This window comes from Sphingomonas sp. Marseille-Q8236 (genome assembly GCF_965112005.1).
The window spans coordinates 441782-460020 of record NZ_CBCOPO010000002.1; the positions used below are offsets into that span (position 1 = coordinate 441782).

17 protein-coding genes are annotated in these 18239 nt (G+C 64.9%); 13 read left to right on the forward strand and 4 right to left on the reverse strand.

Translation table 11 applies throughout. The features are described 5' to 3' along the window. Positions 1-65: 65 nt before the first annotated feature. The 5 genes from ACWPWT_RS14430 (at position 66) to ACWPWT_RS14450 (ending at position 7335) form a co-directional block, all read left to right on the forward strand. Entirely contained in the window at positions 66-737 is a 672-nt protein-coding gene (locus tag ACWPWT_RS14430; protein WP_454280263.1) for a protein-L-isoaspartate O-methyltransferase family protein, read from the forward strand. 6 nt (positions 738-743) lie between these two features. Further along, positions 744-2264 carry a TolC family outer membrane protein gene (locus ACWPWT_RS14435; protein ID WP_261270463.1) on the forward strand — a complete coding sequence of 507 codons (1521 nt, stop codon included), beginning with the start codon at positions 744-746 and terminating at the stop codon, positions 2262-2264. Positions 2265-2308: 44 nt separating this feature from the next. Continuing rightward, positions 2309-2884, forward strand: coding sequence for a DUF2497 domain-containing protein (locus ACWPWT_RS14440; RefSeq protein ID WP_454280264.1), 576 nt, complete (start codon positions 2309-2311; stop codon positions 2882-2884). A 107-nt stretch (positions 2885-2991) separates the two neighbouring features. Further along, positions 2992-4620 (forward strand): histidine kinase famiy protein, encoded by a 1629-nt coding sequence (locus ACWPWT_RS14445; RefSeq protein ID WP_454280265.1) that lies wholly within the window; start codon positions 2992-2994, stop codon positions 4618-4620. A 42-nt stretch (positions 4621-4662) separates the two neighbouring features. Beyond that, on the forward strand, positions 4663-7335 hold the full coding sequence (locus tag ACWPWT_RS14450) for a valine--tRNA ligase (RefSeq protein WP_454280266.1): 2673 nt from the start codon (positions 4663-4665) through the stop codon (positions 7333-7335). A 78-nt stretch (positions 7336-7413) separates the two neighbouring features. On the opposite strand, the gene ACWPWT_RS14455 is transcribed toward ACWPWT_RS14450, so the two are convergent. Then, a complete protein-coding gene (locus ACWPWT_RS14455; RefSeq protein ID WP_454280267.1) occupies positions 7414-9192 on the reverse strand; it encodes a cation:proton antiporter domain-containing protein in 1779 nt (592 codons plus the stop codon). Positions 9193-9304: 112 nt separating this feature from the next. Here ACWPWT_RS14455 and ACWPWT_RS14460 point away from each other — a divergent pair, with 112 nt between their 5' ends. Next, complete coding sequence (locus tag ACWPWT_RS14460) at positions 9305-9757, forward strand: c-type cytochrome (RefSeq protein ID WP_454280268.1); 453 nt, start codon at positions 9305-9307, stop codon at positions 9755-9757. Positions 9758-9766: 9 nt separating this feature from the next. Here ACWPWT_RS14460 and ACWPWT_RS14465 read toward each other — a convergent pair whose 3' ends face one another. Both ACWPWT_RS14465 and ACWPWT_RS14470 read right to left on the reverse strand, forming a co-directional pair. Further along, a complete protein-coding gene (locus tag ACWPWT_RS14465; RefSeq protein ID WP_454280269.1) occupies positions 9767-10309 on the reverse strand; it encodes a TIGR02594 family protein in 543 nt (180 codons plus the stop codon). 112 nt (positions 10310-10421) lie between these two features. Next, complete coding sequence (locus ACWPWT_RS14470) at positions 10422-11642, reverse strand: NADP-dependent isocitrate dehydrogenase (protein WP_261270456.1); 1221 nt, start codon at positions 11640-11642, stop codon at positions 10422-10424. A 142-nt stretch (positions 11643-11784) separates the two neighbouring features. On the opposite strand from ACWPWT_RS14470, the gene ACWPWT_RS14475 reads away from it, so the two are divergent. Both ACWPWT_RS14475 and pssA read left to right on the forward strand, forming a co-directional pair. Further along, positions 11785-12507, forward strand: coding sequence for a phosphatidylserine decarboxylase (locus ACWPWT_RS14475; protein ID WP_261270455.1), 723 nt, complete (start codon positions 11785-11787; stop codon positions 12505-12507). Positions 12508-12519: 12 nt separating this feature from the next. Beyond that, positions 12520-13347 carry a CDP-diacylglycerol--serine O-phosphatidyltransferase gene (gene pssA / locus ACWPWT_RS14480; protein ID WP_454280270.1) on the forward strand — a complete coding sequence of 276 codons (828 nt, stop codon included), beginning with the start codon at positions 12520-12522 and terminating at the stop codon, positions 13345-13347. Here the strand turns inward: pssA and ACWPWT_RS14485 are convergent. Further along, positions 13283-13765: a hypothetical protein gene (locus tag ACWPWT_RS14485; protein WP_454280271.1), complete on the reverse strand. Its 483-nt coding sequence runs from the start codon at positions 13763-13765 to the stop codon at positions 13283-13285. The two genes, pssA and ACWPWT_RS14485, sit on opposite strands and share 65 nt — an antisense overlap. 125 nt (positions 13766-13890) lie before the next feature. Here ACWPWT_RS14485 and rpsB point away from each other — a divergent pair, with 125 nt between their 5' ends. The 5 genes from rpsB to uppS all read left to right on the forward strand — a co-directional run bounded on the left by rpsB (position 13891) and on the right by uppS (position 18192). Then, positions 13891-14700, forward strand: a complete 810-nt coding sequence (rpsB, locus tag ACWPWT_RS14490; protein ID WP_261270452.1) for a 30S ribosomal protein S2 — start codon at positions 13891-13893, stop codon at positions 14698-14700. 158 nt (positions 14701-14858) lie between these two features. After that, the gene (gene tsf, locus ACWPWT_RS14495; protein ID WP_261270451.1) at positions 14859-15794 is read left to right on the forward strand and encodes a translation elongation factor Ts; all 936 of its coding nucleotides are present in this window, start codon (positions 14859-14861) and stop codon (positions 15792-15794) included. A 354-nt stretch (positions 15795-16148) separates the two neighbouring features. Beyond that, positions 16149-16874, forward strand: coding sequence for a UMP kinase (gene pyrH, locus ACWPWT_RS14500; protein WP_454280272.1), 726 nt, complete (start codon positions 16149-16151; stop codon positions 16872-16874). A gap of 2 nt (positions 16875-16876) precedes the next feature. Then, a complete protein-coding gene (frr, locus tag ACWPWT_RS14505) occupies positions 16877-17434 on the forward strand; it encodes a ribosome recycling factor (protein ID WP_454280273.1) in 558 nt (185 codons plus the stop codon). A gap of 89 nt (positions 17435-17523) precedes the next feature. Next, the gene (gene uppS / locus ACWPWT_RS14510; RefSeq protein WP_405051381.1) at positions 17524-18192 is read left to right on the forward strand and encodes a polyprenyl diphosphate synthase; all 669 of its coding nucleotides are present in this window, start codon (positions 17524-17526) and stop codon (positions 18190-18192) included. Positions 18193-18239 lie beyond the last annotated feature (47 nt).

Here is an 18239-nt window from a genome sequence, read left to right on the forward strand (position 1 = left end):
TAGAAGCGGCGGGAACCAATTTAGTGTATTGCACAACTAAAACGGCTGTGCGACAGGGATGGGCCATGATCATGACGACCAGCAATGACTCCTCGAATTTCGACGCGATGCGCCATTCCATGGTGGTGAGCCAGCTGCGCACCACCGCGGTCAGCGACCAGCGGGTCGTCGCCGCGATGGCGCGGGTGCCGCGTGAACTCTTCACGCCCGAGGCGCTGCGCCCCGTGGCATATCGCGACGGCACGCTGGACCTCGGCAATGGCCGCGCGATCAACCTGCCAATGGCGACGGGTCGTCTGCTGACCGAGGCTTATCTGGAGGCAGGCGACCGCGTTCTGCTGATCGGGGCGGCTACCGGCTATACCGCGACGCTGCTGGCGGACATCGTGGCCGAGGTCGGCGCGGTCGAGGAGCAGGCCGAACTCGCTGCCACCGCCCGTGCCGTTCTAGGGGGTGCGGGCAAGGTGACGCTGGTCGAGGGGCCGCTCAACGCCGGTCATGCCGCCGGCGCGCCCTATGACGTGCTCATCATCGACGGCGCGGTCGAGGACCTGCCCGCTGCCCTGGTCGAGCAGGTCAAGGTCGGTGGCCGTATCGTCACCGGTCTGGTCGAACATGGTGTCACCCGGCTGGCGAGTGGTCGCCGGACCGAGGGCGGCCACGGCGTCCGTGCCTTTGCCGATGCCGAATGCACCGTCTTGCCGGGCTTTGCCCGTCCTCGCGCCTTCCAATTCTGAGGGACCATGCGCCTGCACCCGACTTCCTGCCTCACCTCCGGTATTCTGATCGGCTCGGCCCTGTTGCTTGCCGGTTCGGCTTCTGCGGAGACGTTGCGCGAGGCGATGGTGCGGGCGTACCAGACCAACCCAACGATCACCGGTCAGCGCGCCGCCCAGCGCGCGACCGATGAGAATGTGCCGATCGCGCGGGCCAGCGGGCTGCCGTCGCTCCAGTCGACCGGACAGTTCACCGACAATATCGTCGTCGCCAACAACAACTTCCTGAACCCCGAACGGACGGCGACGGGCGCGCTGCAATTGTCGGTGCCGCTCTATCAGGGCGGGGCGGTCAAGAATGCCGTGCGCGCCGCCGAGACGCGGGTCGATGCGGGGCGCGCTCAGCTTCGCGGTGTGGAGGCGAACCTCTTCACCAATGTCGTCGCCGCCTATATGAACGTCATCCGTGACGAGGCGATCGTCAATCTCAACACCCGCAACGTCAATGTGCTGGAGACGAACCTCCGCGCCTCGCGCGATCGGTTCCAGGTGGGTGACCTGACCCGTACCGATGTGGCGCAGTCGGAGGCGCGGCTGGCACAGGCGCGGGCGCAGCTTCAATCGGCGCAGGCCAATCTGATCTCCAGCCGCGAGAATTACGTCAACATCGTCGGCGTGGCCCCGGTGGGACTGGAGCAGCCGCCCGCTCTGCCCAGCTTGCCCGCCTCGCCCAACGCGGCGGTCGGCGTCGCGCTGGATCAGAATCCGCAGTTGATCGCCGCCCGCCGCGCGGCGGACGCCACCCGCTATGACATCAACGTCGCCCGCGCCAACCGGCTGCCGCGCGTGTCGGCGGTGTCGAGCGGCAACTACTTCAACTATCTGGGGTCGTTGAACGTCGCCGGTGTCCCCGCCTCCGGCGTCAATGCGACGGTCGGCGCCCAGTTGACCATGCCGCTGTTCCAGGGCGGTCGCCCGGCGGCGCAGGTCCGTCAGGCCGAGGCCTTGCGCGGACAGGCGCTGGAGAATGCCACCGCAACCGAGCGGCAGGTGGTGGCGCAGGTCCGCTCCGCCTATGCCGTCTGGCAATCCTCTCAGGAGGTGATCCAATCGGCCGAATCGGCGGTGCGCGCCAACTCGCTGTCGCTGGAGGGCGTGCGGGCCGAAAACAGCGTCGGCACGCGTACCGTGCTCGATATTCTGAATGCCGAGCAGGAATTGCTGAACAGCCAGGTGACGCTGGTGACGGCGCGGCGCGACGCCTATGTCGCGGGCTTCGCGCTGATCGCCGCCATGGGCAATGCCGAGGCGCGCGACCTGGGGCTGGACGGCGGTTCGCTCTATGATCCGGTCGCCAACTACAACCGCGTTCGCAACAAGATCAACGATTGGGGTGGCGATGGCGAACCCGCGCCGGTCGCCAGCAGCACCGCCGCGACCCCGGCCCAGACGGCGGCGATCACGCGTCCGCTCGACGCCGACGTCAACGCCCCTGTTGACAGAAGCCCTGCATTAACCACAGGTGCGTCGTCACCGAACCGGCAATGATGCCGGGCAGGGGGCCTTGGGGGGCTTCAATGGGGATTGCGGTCATGGGTGAAGTCAGCGCCGAGCCGTCGATGGAGGAAATCCTGTCCTCGATCAAAAGGATCATTGCCGAAGAGGGAGAGGTGCCCGCGCGTCAGCGTCGCCAGCCGCGCCCCGTGCCTTCGCCGGTCGATGAAGATGATTCGCCCGAGGTTCTGGAGCTTAGCGACCCGATGCCGCTGCGCATGAAGGTCGAGGCCGCGGCCGCCCGCGCCGCCGAATCGGCGCTGCGTCCGGCGGTCGAGGCGGCGATGGCTCCTGCGCCCGAACCGGTCGCGCAGGCACCGGCTCCGGTGCCCGCCCCGGCGGCTCCGCCGGCGCCGCGGGGCGAGGCGCCGTCCGTCGACGAAAGCGAAGAGGCGATCGTTTCGCCTCGTGCGGCTCAGGCCAGCCGTGGTTCCCTGGAGGCGCTCAGCCGCATGATGGTCAAGCCTGAACCGAGCAGCGACGGCACCCTGGAAGGGCTGGTCCGCGACATGCTGCGTCCGATGCTGCGCGATTGGCTGGATGCGAACCTGCCCGAGATGGTCGAGGCGATGGTCGCCAAGGAAATCGCCCGGATCACCCGCGAGGGGCGCTGAGTCTTTTTCGGGGGATGCGCCTCGACGCGTCCCCTGCAATGCGCGGAATTTGGTAACGTGATCGACATGTTGGCGGAACCGCGTGCGCTCCGCTTGGTTCGGTGGTCATGACCGCCACGCCAGAGACGCCCGATGCCGACAAGTCGACGCGCTCTTACGTGTCGTCCCCGCCAATCTCCGATTCGCGCCAGCCGCATTCGGGACAGTCGGACATCTTCTTCGCGGCGGTGAAGACCACGCGGATGCCGATGATCGTCACCGATCCGCGTCAGCCTGACAATCCGATCGTCTTCTGCAACGAAGCCTTCAGCTTCATGACCGGCTATTCCGAGGATGAAATCCTCGGCACCAACTGCCGGTTTCTGCAAGGACCAGAGACCGACCGCGACGTGGTGGCACAAGTCCGTGCCGCGATCGAGCGGCGGGATGAGATCGCGGTCGAACTGCTCAACTATCGCAAGAACGGGTCGACCTTCTGGAACGCGTTGTTTGTGTCGCCCGTCTATGACGATGCGGGGCAGCTCGTGTATTTCTTCAGCAGCCAGCTCGACATTTCGCGCCGCCGTGAGGCGGAAGATGCGCTGCACGAAGCACAGAAGATGGAGGCGGTCGGCAAGCTGACCGGCGGCATCGCGCATGATTTCAACAATCTGTTGCAAGTCATCATCGGCTATTCGGACATATTGGAGGCGCGGGTCGACCAGGGCGACCGGAGTGGGCGTCGCGCGGTCGAGGCGATCGCCGCGGCTGCCGCGCGTGGCGCGACGCTGACCCAGCAATTGCTCGCCTTCGCCCGTAAGCAGGAGTTGCGCGACCGGCTGCTCAACTTCAACCAGTTGATCGAGGATTTCCGCCCGATCCTGAAGCGGACGGCGGGTGACGGCGTCACGGTAAACCACCGACTGGAAGAGAATCTCTGGAACTGCCGGATCGACCCGGTCCAGGCCGAAATGGCGTTGCTCAACATCCTGACCAACGCGCGCGAGGCGATCCAGCGTGGCGGCGGACAGGGGCGGATCGATATATCCACCCGCAACGTCATCCGCACCGACGACGAAACCGATGGCCCCGTCAATCTCGATCCCGGCGAATATGTGCAGGTGCGCATCGCCGACGATGGTCCGGGAATCGATCCGGCGATCGTCGACAAGATCTTCGACCCCTTCTTCACTACGAAGGAGATGGGGAAGGGAGCGGGGCTGGGACTTGCCATGGTCTATGGCTTCATGCGCCAATCGGGTGGCCTGGCGACGGCCGAGCCGATCGGGGGAGGTCAGGGGAGCGCGGTATCGCTTTACTTCCCTCGCGCCGCCGGGGTGACCGAACGACGGGCTTTGCCGGTCGGACCGGCGCGTAGCGGCGGTGCCGAACGCGTCCTGATGGTCGAGGATCAGGAGGATGTCGGCGATCTGGGCAAGGCGATGCTGGAGCAGCTCGGCTATGATGTCGTCCTGACCCGCAGCGCGCGCGAGGCATTGGATCATCTGGCGAAGGACGGCGACTTTTCGCTGTTGTTCACCGACATATTGATGCCCGGCGGCATGAACGGCGTTGCTCTGGCGCAGACGGTTCGGCGCGACTATCCGCGGCTGAGCGTCCTGCTGACCACGGGCTACGCCGACGAAGCGATCGATGAGGGCGCGCGATCGTATGAATTGATCCGCAAACCCTATCGCCGGGCGGAATTGAACGAGCGGATACGCGCGGTGCTCGACCGGCCGGGTGCGCGTACCTGATAGCATCTGGCGCAAGCGGGCGCGGCTGATTAAGGCAGCGGCATGACTGAGCTGCCCAAGACGTTCGACCCCGCCGCAATCGAAGCCCGCTGGTATGGCCATTGGGAGGAAAAGGGCCTGTTCCGCCCCGACCGCCCGAATGCCGAGCCCTGGACGATCGTCAACCCGCCGCCTAACGTCACCGGCAACCTCCATATCGGCCATGCGCTCGACAACACGCTGCAGGATATCCTCGTCCGCCATGCCCGGTTGAAGGGCAAGGATGCGCTGTGGGTGGTCGGCACCGACCATGCGGGCATCGCGACCCAGATGGTGGTCGAGCGCCAGATGAACGCGAAGGGGCAGAAGCGCACCGACTTCACCCGCGAACAGTTCCTCGAAAAGGTCTGGACGTGGAAGGCGGAAAGCGGCGGCCAGATCACCGGCCAGCTTCGTCGCCTGGGCTGCTCGATGGACTGGGCCAATGAGCGGTTCACCATGGACGAGGGCTTCAGCAAGGCGGTGCTAAAGGTCTTCGTCGACCTGTACGCCCAAGGTCTGCTCTACCGCGACAAGCGGCTGGTCAACTGGGACGCCGGTCTCGGCACCGCGATCAGCGATCTGGAGGTTGAGACGCGCGAAGTGAAGGGCAGCTTCTGGCGCCTGCGCTATCCGCTCGCCGATGGATCGGGCTTTATCGAGGTCGCGACGACGCGGCCGGAGACGATGCTCGCCGACATGGCGGTCGCGGTGCACCCGGACGATGCGCGCTACACCGCGCTGATCGGCAAGCAGGTCCGCCTGCCGATCACCGGCCGCCTGATCCCGATCGTCGCCGACGAACATGCCGACCCCGAACTGGGATCGGGCGCGGTCAAGATCACGCCCGGCCATGACTTCAACGATTTCGAGGTCGGCCGCCGCGCCGGTATCGAAGCGCGCGACATGCTCAACATGCTCGATGCCAAGGCGTGCATTGTCCAAACGGCGGACGGCCTGATCCCCGACGCGTTCCTCGGGCTGTCGACCGCCGAAGCGCGCAAGGCCGTGGTCGCGCAGCTGAAGGACGAGGGCGTCCTGATCCCGCATATCGACAAGGACGGCGAGGAGCATGACGCCGAGCCGCGCACGATCCAGACCCCGTTCGGCGACCGCTCCGGCGTGGTGATCGAGCCGTGGCTGACCGACCAATGGTATGTCGATGCCAAGACGCTGGCCCAGCCCGCGATCCAGGCGGTGCGCGGCGGCGATATCAAGATCGTGCCGCAGGCATGGGAGAAGACCTTCTTCAACTGGATGGAAAACATCCAGCCTTGGTGCGTCAGCCGCCAGCTCTGGTGGGGCCACCAGATCCCGGCCTGGTTCGCCGAGGACGGCCGCGTATTCGTCGCCGAGAGCGAGGAAGAGGCGCAGGCGGAAGCGGGTGAGGGCGTGACCCTGACCCGCGATCCGGACGTGCTCGACACCTGGTTCTCCTCCGCGCTTTGGCCCTTCGCGACGCTCGGCTGGCCGGACAATGGCGACAAGACGCTGGCGGGGCGCTACCCGAACGACGTCCTGATCTCCGGCTTCGACATCCTGTTCTTCTGGGACGCGCGGATGATGATGCAGGGCATGCACTTCATGGAAGATGTGCCCTTCAAGACCCTGTATCTGCACGGTCTTGTTCGCGCCGCCGACGGCTCGAAAATGTCGAAGTCGAAGGGTAATACGGTCGATCCGCTGGGCCTGATCGACCAGTACGGTGCCGACGCGCTGCGCTTCTTCATGGCGGCGATGGAGAGCCAGGGCCGCGACATCAAGATGGATGAACGCCGCGTCGAGGGCTATCGCAACTTCGCGACCAAGCTGTGGAATGCGGCGCGTTTTGCCCAGGCCAACGGCATCGGCGCGTCGGCGACGCTGGAGGCCCCGAACGCCACGCTGGCGGTCAACAAGTGGATCATCGCTGAGACGGTGAAGACCGTGCAGGCCGTCGACCTCGCACTGGCCGATTACCGTTTCGACGGGGCGGCCAATGCGATCTATCAGTTCGTTTGGAGCCGTTTCTGCGACTGGTATCTCGAACTCATCAAGCCGGTGCTTCAGGGCGGTGAAGCAGGTGGCGAGGAAACGCGTGCGGTCGCGGGCTGGGTGCTCGACCAGATATTGGTGATGCTCCACCCGTTCATGCCCTTCATCACCGAGGAATTGTGGCATGCCATGGGTGCGCGCGATCACGACCTGATCGTGGCGCATTGGCCGATGGCGGACGCCCGCGCACTCGACCCAGAGGCGGAGCGCGAGATCGACTGGCTGATCCGTCTGGTCAGCGAAATCCGTGCGGCGCGCACCGAACTCAACGTACCGCCGGGCGCGCGTCTGCCGATGCATGTCCGCGACGCCCATGCCGATACCAAGGAGCGACTGGTGCGACAGGCGGGGGCGCTGGCGCGTCTCGCCCGCGTCGAGGCGGCCGAGGGCGAAGCGACCGGTGGCGCGGCGCAGGTGGTGGTGGACGAGGCGACCTTCGTCCTGCCGCTGGAAGGCGTGATCGATCTCGACGCGGAACGCCAGCGTCTGAGCAAGGCGATTGCGGCGGTCGAGAAGGAACGCGATGCGCTGGGCGGGCGGCTAAGCAATGCCAGCTTTGTCGAGCGCGCCAAGCCCGAAGCGGTGGAAAAGGCGCGTGCGGATCACGCCGACAAGATGGCCGAGGCTGCGCGCCTGCACGCCGCGCTGGGCCGGTTGGGCTGACCCTCTGACCCTCCCTGTGCGAAGCGCGGGGAGGGGATGGTGATCTCTCTCCCCAGGTGTGGCCTGGGGGGAGCGTCCTTACGCCTGCTCCCCCAAGCGCCGTAGCCGCCGGATACGCGGCTCGCGCTGGAGTTGCGCCTCGCGCCGGATGACCTGGCGGAGTTCGTCACGCTTTTCGTGGATCGACGCGATCACCGGCCCCATTGCAACGCCCAGATCGACCAGCACCGCCTCCGACAATTGCAGTGAGCTTTCCAGCGTTTCGGGCACGGCCTCGCTGACCCCAGCGCGATAAAGTTCGGTGGCATGCGCCATGTCGCGCGCACGGGCGATGATCGGCAGGTCGGGCGCCGCCTCGCGGATGCGACGCGCCAGCCGTACGGTCAGCACCGGATCGTCCATCGTCAGGATCAGCGCGCGGGCGGCGGGCAGGTTCAGCCGATCGACCAACTCGGCCCGCGCGACGTCGCCGAACAGCACCGGATAGCCTGCACGCCGGGCATCGCCGACCGAGTCGATGTCGGCCTCGACCGCGACATAGGATTGGCCATGGACCGTCAGCATGTCGGCGATCATCTTGCCGACGCGGCCAAAGCCGATGATGACGGTCCGCCCGGCATCATCCTCCAACTCGGGCGTGCCAGGCCCATCGGCGCTGCGCGCCTCGATCCGGCGGGAGATGACGCGGCCCGCCTTGGCGAGCAAAGGCGTGATGGTCAGGCCGATTGCGGTGACGGTCTGCCAGAAAGCCGCGGTCGAGGGCAGGATCAACTGTGCCTGCGCGGCAGTGCCCAGGACGATCAGCGTGGTCTCCGAGGGGCTGCCCATCAGCAGTCCCGTCTCCGCTGCCACCCCGCGCCGGGCATGGGCGACACGCAGCAGCAGATAGGTGACGATCGCCTTCACCGCGACCACGCCGACCACAGCAAGCAGCAGCATGTCCCAATTCTTCGCGATCAGCCGCAGGTCCAGGCTCATGCCCACGGTGATCAGGAATACGCCCAGGGCCAGCCCCTTGAACGGGGCGGTCATCACTTCGACCTCGGAATGATATTCGGTTTCGGCGATCAACAGCCCGGCGAGCAGCGCGCCGACGATTGGCGACAGGCCCGCCGCCGTGGTCGCGACGCTGGCGACGATCACCACCAGCAACGAGGCCGCAAGGAACAGTTCCGGGCTCTTGGTTCGTGCCGCCTGGGCGAACAGGCGGGGCAGGACGAATTTGCCGCCCAGATACATCGCCACCACGGTCAAGCCGCCGCGCAGGGCGACGCCGGCAATGCCGACCCAGCCTTCGTCGGTCGCGGTCGGAGCCATCGCGCCCAGCGCGAAGATGATCGGGACGAGCGCAAGATCCTCGAACAACAGCATCGCGAACGCGCCGCGTCCCACCGGACTGGTCGTTCCGACCAGCGGCAGCACCAGCGCCGTCGATGACAGGGTCAGCGCCAGCCCCAGCCCGATCGCACCCGCCCAGCCTTGCCCCATCAGGTGGAGCGCGGAGCCGATCAGCACGGCCGAGCCCAGCAGTTCCGCCGCGCCGGTTCCGAACACCAGCCTCCGCATCGCCCATAGTCGTCGAAAAGACAGCTCCAAGCCGATGGAAAACAGCAATAATATGATGCCGAATTCGGCAAAGGGCTCGATCGACTCCGGGTTGGAGATGGTCAGATAATAGAGCCAGGGCGCATGGGGCACGAGCGAACCGAGCCCCGCAGGGCCGACAAGCAACCCCACCAGAATGAACCCGATGACCGGACTGACCCGAAACCGGGCGAAGGCCGGGATGACGATGCCCGCCGAACCGAGGATGACGAGCGCGTCGGAGAAACCCTGATTGTCGAGCCGTAATGCCATGAGGACAGACTAACCCGGCTTTGACGCGCTTGTCAGGTCGATAATCGGGCGAAGGGGCGATGGGACGATCGGTCCACTGACGGCGTGGGCTCGGCGTCGGTAAGGGGCGGCGATGATGGATCGTCGTTTTTCCGTTGCATGGCCCTTGTTGTCCTTATTGGCGCTGGCGGGGTGCGGCGATGATGGTCGGGCGGAGCGGTTGAAGAAGGCCGGGCCAAACCCGTCTCTGAGCGCGCTGATGCGGGTCGCGGATGCGGACGCGGGGGCGCGGACCTTTGGCCAGTGCCTGGCCTGTCATACGATCGGCAAGGGCGAACTCGATCGCGCCGGGCCCAATCTCCATGGCATCATGGGGAAGCCGGTGGCGGGCGGCAGCGAACGCTTCGGCTATACCGCCGCGCTGATGCGGGTCGGCGGCCATTGGGACCGGGCGACGATGGACCGATGGCTCGCCTCGCCGCAACGTTTCGCACCGGGAACAAGGATGACCTTCGCGGGCCTGCCCGATCCCCTCGCCCGGGCGGACGTGATCGCCTATCTGGAGCGCGAGGGCGGCTCCAGATAGGCGTGACGGTCAGCCCTTGGGGAACTCGCCGCCTATCAGATTTCCGTACTTGTCCAATTTTACCGGGATCGCCACCGCAGGGGCGGTCATATAGGGAGGTTTGCGGGCTTCCCGGAATTGCTCGATGGGATAACGGCTGATGCGTACCGCGTCGCTCTGATTGCCTCCAAGCACATGATAATAATCTTCGTCTTCGCCGACATAGAGTCCGACATGGCCGCCACCCTTGCGAACGAAGACGACGATATCCCCCAGATCAGGCTGGCCACTGGGCTGGCCAAAGTTGCGCCAATTCAGTGCCCATAACGGTTTCGAGGGCGGCGTCTTGCCTGCCCGGCGTGCCACGAGCGCCATGGTAAGGCCGCACCAATGGGTGGAATCGGCCTTGTAGAATTTGCCGACATCGCCTCCGACTTCCTGGGCCCATTTAAGAATTTCGGGATTGTTTTCGTCGCCCGGTGCTTCCTTCGTGCCATAGATTTTCAGCGTCTCCGACACCATGCGTGGCAGCGTTCCGATGGTTGTCAGCCAGCCATATTTCCCCAGATCCATTCGATGTCTCCCGATCGAGCGATACGCAAAAAGACCCGGGAGGCATGCCCCCCGGGTCCAGATTGCGCGCGCTGCGGTCGGTCGCCTATCGGTGACCGGACCGAAACGGACCTTACTGCCAGTTGCCCATTTCGGTTTCGAGGTTGACGCGGATCGCCTCGAAGAACTGTTCGGTGGTCATCCAGGGCTGGTCCGGACCGATCAGGATGGCGAGATCCTTGGTCATCTGACCGTTCTCGACGGTCTTGACGCAGACCTTTTCCAGCGTCTCGGCGAAGCGCACGACATCGGGGGTGTTGTCGAACTTGCCGCGATACTTCAGGCCGCCGGTCCAGGCGAAAATAGAGGCGATCGGGTTGGTCGAGGTCGCCTTGCCCTGCTGGTGCTGGCGATAGTGACGGGTCACGGTGCCGTGCGCGGCTTCCGCTTCGATCGTCTTGCCGTCCGGGGTCATCAGGACGGAGGTCATCAGGCCCAGCGAGCCGAAGCCCTGTGCGACGGTGTCCGACTGCACGTCGCCGTCATAGTTCTTGCAGGCCCAGACGAACTCACCATGCCACTTCAGCGCCGAGGCGACCATGTCGTCGATCAGGCGGTGCTGATATTCGATCCCCGCCGCCTTGAACTGCTCGGCGAACTCGGTGTCGAACACCTCCTGGAAGATGTCCTTGAAGCGGCCGTCATAGGCCTTCAGGATCGTGTTCTTGGTCGACAGATAGACCGGCCAGCCGCGACCCAGGCCATAGTTCATCGAGGCGCGGGCGAAATCGCGGATCGAATCGTCGAGATTGTACATGCCCATGGCGACGCCAGCGCTGGGGAAGTTGAACACCTCCTCCTCGATCGTCTCGCCATTCTCGCCTTCCCACTTCATGGTCAGCTTGCCCTTGCCGGGCACCTTGAAGTCGGTGGCCTTATACTGGTCGCCGAATGCGTGACGGCCGACGACGATCGGGTGGGTCCAGCCGGGAACCAGGCGCGGGACGTTCTTGATGACGATCGGCTCGCGGAACACCACGCCGCCCAGGATGTTGCGGATCGTGCCGTTGGGCGACTTCCACATCTTCTTCAGGCCGAATTCCTCGACGCGCTGTTCGTCGGGGGTGATGGTCGCGCACTTGATGGCGACGCCGTACTTCTGGGTCGCATGGGCGCTGTCGATCGTCACCTGGTCGCTGGTGGCGTCGCGATTCTGAACCGACAGGTCGAAATAAGCGAGATCGATGTCGAGATACGGCTTGATCAGGCGTTCGCGAATCCATTCCCAGATGATCCGGGTCATTTCGTCGCCATCGATCTCCACGATGGGCGTGTTCACCTTGATCTTCGCCATATGCGCATCCTTCAGATTGGGCAGGTTTGAGATGCGTCTAGGGGAGGGGGCGCGGCGGATCAACCACCCCTGGCAAGAGACGAAAGGGCCGAGGCGAACCGAAAAGATTGTGCGATGGCCGGTGGACAGGTAGACAGGCCTAATGCCTTCGCTTGAAAAGCCTCCCATCGCGACCACCACCGTCAAGTGGCGCTTTCCCGCCGTCCATCCCGAAGGGCGCAAATATGTGCTGATCGGGGCGGGCCTGACCATCATCGCCACGCTGATCACGAAGGTGCTGTTCTGGCCGTTCGTCGGCCTGTGCATCTGGATCGCGGCCTTTTTCCGCGACCCTATCCGGACGACGCCGCAGGGCGACGACCTGATCGTCGCGCCCGCCGATGGTCTGGTGACGATGATCCAGCGCGTTCCGATCCCGCGCGAACTGGTCGGCGAACTGGGCGAGGCGCCGCTGGTCCGCGTATCGATCTTCATGTCGGTGTTCGACGTGCACATCAATCGTACGCCGGTCGCAGGGGTCATCCGCCAGGTCGTCTATATCTCGGGCAAGTTCCTGAACGCCGATCTGGACAAGGCGTCGGACGAGAATGAACGCCAACATTTCGTGGTCGAGGGGCGCGATGGCCGCAAGATCGGTTTTACCCAGATTGCAGGTCTTGTCGCGCGTCGTATCGTCGGTTTCGTGAAACCGGGGGACATGGTTGCCGCAGGACAGCGTGTGGGTCTGATCCGCTTCGGCAGTCGTGTCGATGTCTATCTGCCCGATGATGTTACCCCGCAAGTGTGCCTGGGCCAACGTTCGGTCGCGGGGGAAACCGTACTGGGCCGCGTTGGCGGCAAGCCGATGAGCGGCATCGCGCAGTAAGTCGACAAGGATATGGCCATTTCCCCCCGCTTTGCGCGTCGTGCTTCGGCCGGCGGCCTGCCGCCCCGTGGCCTTCCGCTGCGTGCCATCATCCCCAATGCGGTGACCGCGCTCGCGCTGGTATCGGGGTTGACCGGCGTGAAGTTCGCCATTGCCGGATCATGGGAAGCGGCGGTGACAATGATCATGGTCGCTGCGCTGCTCGATGGGCTGGATGGCCGGATCGCGCGCCTGTTACGGGGCGAAAGCCGGTTCGGAGCCGAACTCGATTCGCTCTCCGACGCGATCTCTTTCGGAGTCGCACCCGCGTTGATCCTGTACCTCTGGTCGCTGGAGCATCTGCCGCGAATCGGTTGGATCTGCGCGGTGCTTCAGGCGGTGTTCTGCGCCCTGCGACTGGCCCGGTTCAATTCGCAACTCGACGTCATCGATCAACCGCGAAAGACGGCGGGCTTCTTTACCGGCGTTCCTGCACCCGCCGGGGCCGGGTTGGCGATGCTGCCTCTTTATCTCTGGTTCTGGACGGGGGAGCCTGTCTTCGCCTCACCCTATTTGGTCGCGCCGTGGGTCGCCTTCGTGGCGTTGCTCATGGTCTCGAGCCTGGCCACACTATCTTGGACTTCGTTCCGCCTGCGCCGTCACGTCCGGTTCGAGGCGTTGGCGATCATCGTGCTGGTCGGCGTCGCGCTGATCTCGGCGCCTTGGCATGCTCTGACGGCACTATGCCTAGCTTACTTGATCAGCATACCCTTTACGATGCTCGCTTATGCCCGCCTCAAGCGGCAACGCGGCGTCGCGCCAGCGGCGAAGGCACCGGCGAACTCGCCGCCCAGCGCCTGACGGCGATCCGGCGCTCGGCCACCACTAGCGTGGCCAGCGGTGTGAAGGCCGGTTCGACATGGCCGGTCGCCAGATGAAGGATGCGCCGCCATTGCGGCGCGATCATCATGGCGATGGTAGCGACAGCGGCGACCAGCGCGCCCATGAAAACCAGAACACTCACCACGATCATCATGATGCCCGCCTCCTGCCGTTCGCTGCGGTTCGGCCAATTAACCAAACCGTAACCATTGAAAAATTTGATCAGTTCCGTCGCTGCCCTCGTGACAGCAGGTTGAGCCGTGCCAAATCCAGGACGTTTCGCACGTGATTCGTCTCGATCAAGCCGTGTTCTGCCTTGCGAACCCTTTATGTTCCGCTGTTGTTCCGTTGTCAATCGGCTTTGGAACAGATGTGAACGGCATGTGCCGCTTGCCACGGGGATTCGCATAGGCTAAGGGCGCGCGCCTCAACACCGCATGGGAAGCATCATATTTCGGTGCGCATGGGCTTTGCCCGCCGCGTCATCCGCTTCCCAGAGGACTAACCGGAAGGAATTATCTTATGGCGGCACCTGTCGTCACCATGCAGCAGCTGGTCGAGACCGGCGCGCACTTCGGCCACCAGACCCATCGCTGGAACCCGAAGATGAAGCCTTACATCTTTGGCGACCGCAACGGCGTCCACATCCTCGACTTGTCGCAGACCGTGCCGCTTTTCGCGCGCGCTCTGGAGTTCATCAGCTCGACCGTCGCTGGTGGTGGCAAGGTTCTGTTCGTCGGCACCAAGCGCCAGGCGCAGGAGCCGGTCGCCGAGGCCGCTCGCCGCGCTGGCCAGCACTTCGTCAACCATCGCTGGCTGGGCGGCATGCTCACCAACTGGAAGACGATCTCGAACTCGATCAAGCGCCTCAAGACGCTCGAAGAGCAGCTTTCGGGCGACACGCACGGCCTGACCAAGAAGGAAGTGCTGAACCTGACCCGCGAGCGCGACAAGCTCGAGCTGTCGCTGGGCGGCATCCGCGACATGGGCGGCGTTCCCGACGTGATGTTCGTGATCGACGCCAACAAGGAAGAGCTGGCGATCAAGGAAGCCAACACGCTGGGTATCCCTGTCGTTGCGATCCTTGATTCGAACGTCTCGCCCGACGGCATCGCGTTCCCGGTTCCGGCGAATGACGACGCCAGCCGTGCGATCCGTCTGTATTGCGAAGCCGTTGCCATCGCCGCCACCCGTGGCGGTCACGAGCAGCAGCGCCGCAGCGGCACCGACTTCGGTGCGATGGCCGAGCCGCCCGTCGAGGAAGCGCTGACCGTCGCCCCGACCGAGACGGCCGAGCAGGCTGTCGAGGCCGAGCGCCAGATCGACGCGTAATATTCGCGTCCGTCCCGCCATGCGGGCGGGATGATCGTCGACCGGATGGGCGAACTCTCCGGTCGATGACATCGGCTTGACACGCAAGCCGTGCTAAGGGCCGCCTCCGATGGGGCGGCCCTACCCGCATCCCCCTTTTCAGACAGAGGATTGAGACAATGGCCGATATCACCGCAGCGATGGTCAAGGACCTGCGCGAAAAGAGCGGCGCGGGCATGATGGACTGTAAGAAGGCGCTGGCCGAGGCGAATGGCGATATGGACGCCGCGCTGGACTGGCTGCGCACCAAGGGCCTAGCGGCCGCGCAGAAGAAGTCGAGCCGTACTGCGGCCGAGGGCCTCGTCGGCGTCGCCACCAACGGCACCGTCGGCGCCGCCGTCGAAGTGAACTCGGAAACCGATTTCGTCGCGAAGAACGACCAGTTCCAGGCTTTTGTCCGCGACGTGACCGCGATCGCGCTGAAGTCGGGCGACGACATCGAAGCGCTGAAGACCGAAGCGATGCCGCAGGGCGGCACCGTCGCCGAAGTGCTGACCAACAACGTCGCGACCATTGGTGAGAACCAGTCGCTGCGTCGCGCCAAGCGCCTCGAAGTGTCGAAGGGCGCGGTCGTGTCCTACGTCCACAACCAGCAGGCGCCCGGCATGGGCAAGATCGGCGTGCTGGTCGCGCTGGAGTCGGAAGCCGCCGACGAGACGCTGCAGGCGCTCGGCCGTCAGCTCGCGATGCACATCGCCGCTGCCTTCCCCAAGGCGCTGAACGAGGAAGACCTGGACGAGAGCGAGATCGAGCGTGAGCGCGCGATTGCGACCGAAAAGGCCGCCGAATCGGGTAAGCCTGCCGACATCATCGCCAAGATGGTCGAAGGCTCGATCGCGAAGTATCGTAAGGAGCACGCGCTGGTCAGCCAGCTGTTCGTGATCGACGGCAAGACCAAGATCAGCGACGTCGTCGCCAAGGCTGGCAAGGATGCCGGTGCCGAGATCAAGCTGGTGGACTATGTCCGCTTCCAGCTGGGCGAAGGCATCGAAAAGGAAGCGTCGGACTTTGCGGCCGAAGTGGCTGCGGCTTCGGGCGTTCCGCAGAAGGCGTAAATCCTGCGTCGTCCCGTGATGGGACGATGAGGCTAGGGGAGCGGCTGCCGCGAGGTGGCCGCTCTCTTTGCATGTGGGGTCGGCTGCGATCTTCCCCTGCTGGGTTCGAGCGGAGCGCGCGCTCCCATCCTCCGTTCGCCCTGAGCGAAGTCGAAGGGCATGGGATGAGCGGAGTCCCATGGGCTTCGACTCCGCTCAGCCTGAACGGGGGGCAGGGGAGTTTGAAATGCCAAGTCGCTTTTGTGAGACACTGCGCCCCCACGAAATTCCCCGCAACCCGCCGCTCTACGGTTGCCCGCCGCCCGGACGCCGCCTAAGGTCCGCGCCACTTTCATGACCAAGATCCGAGAAACGATGACCACCCCGCCCTTCAAACGTATCCTCCTCAAATTGTCGGGCGAGGTCCTGATGGGCGAGGGGGGCTTGGCCATTTCGCCGGAGATCACCGCGCGCGTCGCGCAGGAGATCGCGGACGTCCGGGCGAAGGGCTATGAGCTGTGCGTCGTCGTCGGTGGCGGCAACATCTTCCGTGGTCTGTCGGCGGCGGCCAAGGGCATCGAGCGGGCGACCGCCGATTATATGGGCATGCTGGCGACGGTGATGAATGCGCTGGCCGTCCAGAACGCGCTGGAGCAGATCGGCGTCGACACCCGCGTCCAGTCGGCCATCCCGATGTCCAGCGTGTGCGAGCCCTTTATCCGTCGTCGCGCTGAGCGGCATCTGGAAAAGGGGCGGGTGGTGATCTTCGCGGCGGGCGTGGGCTCGCCCTTCTTCACCACCGATAGCGGCGCGGCCCTGCGCGCGGCGGAGATGAAGTGCGACGCGCTGTTCAAGGGCACCAGCGTCGACGGCGTCTATGACGCCGATCCGAAGAAGGTGCCGACCGCGACCCGGTACGAAACCGTCACCTTTTCCAAGGTTCTGTCCGACGACCTGAAGGTCATGGACGCCTCGGCCATCGCGCTGTGCCGCGACAACAATATCCCGATCGTCGTCTTCAACATCCGCGAACATGGCAATTTCGGTGCCGTGCTGGCGGGGCAGGGTGTGTCGACGATCGTTCAGAATCAAGGAGCTTAATCATGGCAGCGTATGACAAGTCCGATCTCGAGCGCCGTATGCAGGGCGCCGTCGAATCGCTGAAGCACGATCTGAACGGCTTGCGCACCGGCCGTGCCTCGACCGCCTTGCTCGATCCGGTAACCGTCGAAGTCTATGGCAGCCATATGCCGCTGAACCAGGTCGCGACGGTCTCCGCGCCCGAGCCACGCATGTTGTCGGTGCAGGTGTGGGACAAGTCCAACGTCTCGCCGGTCGAAAAGGCGATCCGCTCGGCGGGCCTCGGCCTTAACCCGATCAACGACGGCCAGACGCTGCGCCTGCCGATCCCCGACCTGACCGAGGAACGCCGCAAGGAACTGGCCAAGCTGGCCAACAAATATGCCGAGAGCGCGCGCATCGCGGTACGTAACGTGCGTCGCGACGGCATGGACAGCCTGAAGACCGACGAGAAGAAGGGACTGTTCGGCGAGGATGAGCGCAAGCGCCACGAGACCGGGGTGCAGAAGCTGACCGATGCGACGATTGCCGATCTGGACGCGGCGGCAGCGGCCAAGGAAAAGGAAATCCTGGGCAAGTGAGTCCTCCGGCCGCCTCGGCCCAGACGGCTCTGGGGTCGCTGGTGGCCGTGCCCGATACGGGTGCGGTCCCGCGTCACGTCGCGATCATCATGGACGGCAATGGTCGCTGGGCCAAACGTCGTCTGCTGCCCCGATTCGCCGGCCACAAGGCCGGGGTCGAGGCGGTGCGCCGCATCTCGCGCGCGGCCCGCTCGCTGGGTATCGAGGCGCTGACGCTCTATGCCTTCTCCTCCGAGAATTGGCGGCGACCCGAGGCCGAGATCAGCGACCTGATGGGGCTGCTGCGCATTTTTCTGCGCAAGGATCTGGCGGAGCTGGTGTCGGACAATGTCCGTTTGCGGGTGATCGGTGACTATCGCCGCTTCGCCCCCGATCTGGTCGCGATGATCGACGATGCGATCGAGCGGACATCGGCCAATACCGGCCCGATCCTGGCGATCGCGCTCAATTACGGGGCGCAGGCCGAACTGGTCGAGGCGACCAAGCGACTGGCGGCCAAGGTCGCAGCGGGCGAAATGACCGCTGACGCGATCACGCCCCAGGCGATCGAGGGTGAGTTGCAGACGAACGGCCTGCCGCCGCTTGATCTGGTCATCCGCACCTCGGGAGAGCAGCGTCTGTCCAACTTCCTGTTGTGGCAGGCGGCCTATGCCGAATTGCTGTTCGTCGAAACGCTATGGCCCGATTTCGACGAAGCGGCGCTGGCCGATGCGGTGGCGGAGTTCGGCCGACGACACAGGCGTTTCGGCGGCCTGTGACCGATCCTGAAATCCCATCGGTCGGAGCGCCCGATGCGGCCCCGGCC

Excerpts from the sequence above, each read along its gene's own strand:
- ACWPWT_RS14430 (WP_454280263.1), top strand. The coding sequence starts at position 66 with ATGATCATGACGACCAGCAATGACTCCTCGAATTTCGACGCGATGCGC.
- ACWPWT_RS14435 (WP_261270463.1), top strand. The coding sequence starts at position 744 with ATGCGCCTGCACCCGACTTCCTGCCTCACCTCCGGTATTCTGATCGGC.
- ACWPWT_RS14440 (WP_454280264.1), top strand. The coding sequence starts at position 2,309 with ATGGGTGAAGTCAGCGCCGAGCCGTCGATGGAGGAAATCCTGTCCTCG.
- ACWPWT_RS14445 (WP_454280265.1), top strand. The coding sequence starts at position 2,992 with ATGACCGCCACGCCAGAGACGCCCGATGCCGACAAGTCGACGCGCTCT.
- ACWPWT_RS14450 (WP_454280266.1), top strand. The coding sequence starts at position 4,663 with ATGACTGAGCTGCCCAAGACGTTCGACCCCGCCGCAATCGAAGCCCGC.
- ACWPWT_RS14455 (WP_454280267.1), bottom strand. The coding sequence starts at position 9,192 with ATGGCATTACGGCTCGACAATCAGGGTTTCTCCGACGCGCTCGTCATC.
- ACWPWT_RS14460 (WP_454280268.1), top strand. The coding sequence starts at position 9,305 with ATGATGGATCGTCGTTTTTCCGTTGCATGGCCCTTGTTGTCCTTATTG.
- ACWPWT_RS14465 (WP_454280269.1), bottom strand. The coding sequence starts at position 10,309 with ATGGATCTGGGGAAATATGGCTGGCTGACAACCATCGGAACGCTGCCA.
- ACWPWT_RS14470 (WP_261270456.1), bottom strand. The coding sequence starts at position 11,642 with ATGGCGAAGATCAAGGTGAACACGCCCATCGTGGAGATCGATGGCGAC.
- ACWPWT_RS14475 (WP_261270455.1), top strand. The coding sequence starts at position 11,785 with ATGCCTTCGCTTGAAAAGCCTCCCATCGCGACCACCACCGTCAAGTGG.
- pssA (WP_454280270.1), top strand. The coding sequence starts at position 12,520 with ATGGCCATTTCCCCCCGCTTTGCGCGTCGTGCTTCGGCCGGCGGCCTG.
- rpsB (WP_261270452.1), top strand. The coding sequence starts at position 13,891 with ATGGCGGCACCTGTCGTCACCATGCAGCAGCTGGTCGAGACCGGCGCG.
- tsf (WP_261270451.1), top strand. The coding sequence starts at position 14,859 with ATGGCCGATATCACCGCAGCGATGGTCAAGGACCTGCGCGAAAAGAGC.
- pyrH (WP_454280272.1), top strand. The coding sequence starts at position 16,149 with ATGACCACCCCGCCCTTCAAACGTATCCTCCTCAAATTGTCGGGCGAG.
- frr (WP_454280273.1), top strand. The coding sequence starts at position 16,877 with ATGGCAGCGTATGACAAGTCCGATCTCGAGCGCCGTATGCAGGGCGCC.
- uppS (WP_405051381.1), top strand. The coding sequence starts at position 17,524 with ATGGACGGCAATGGTCGCTGGGCCAAACGTCGTCTGCTGCCCCGATTC.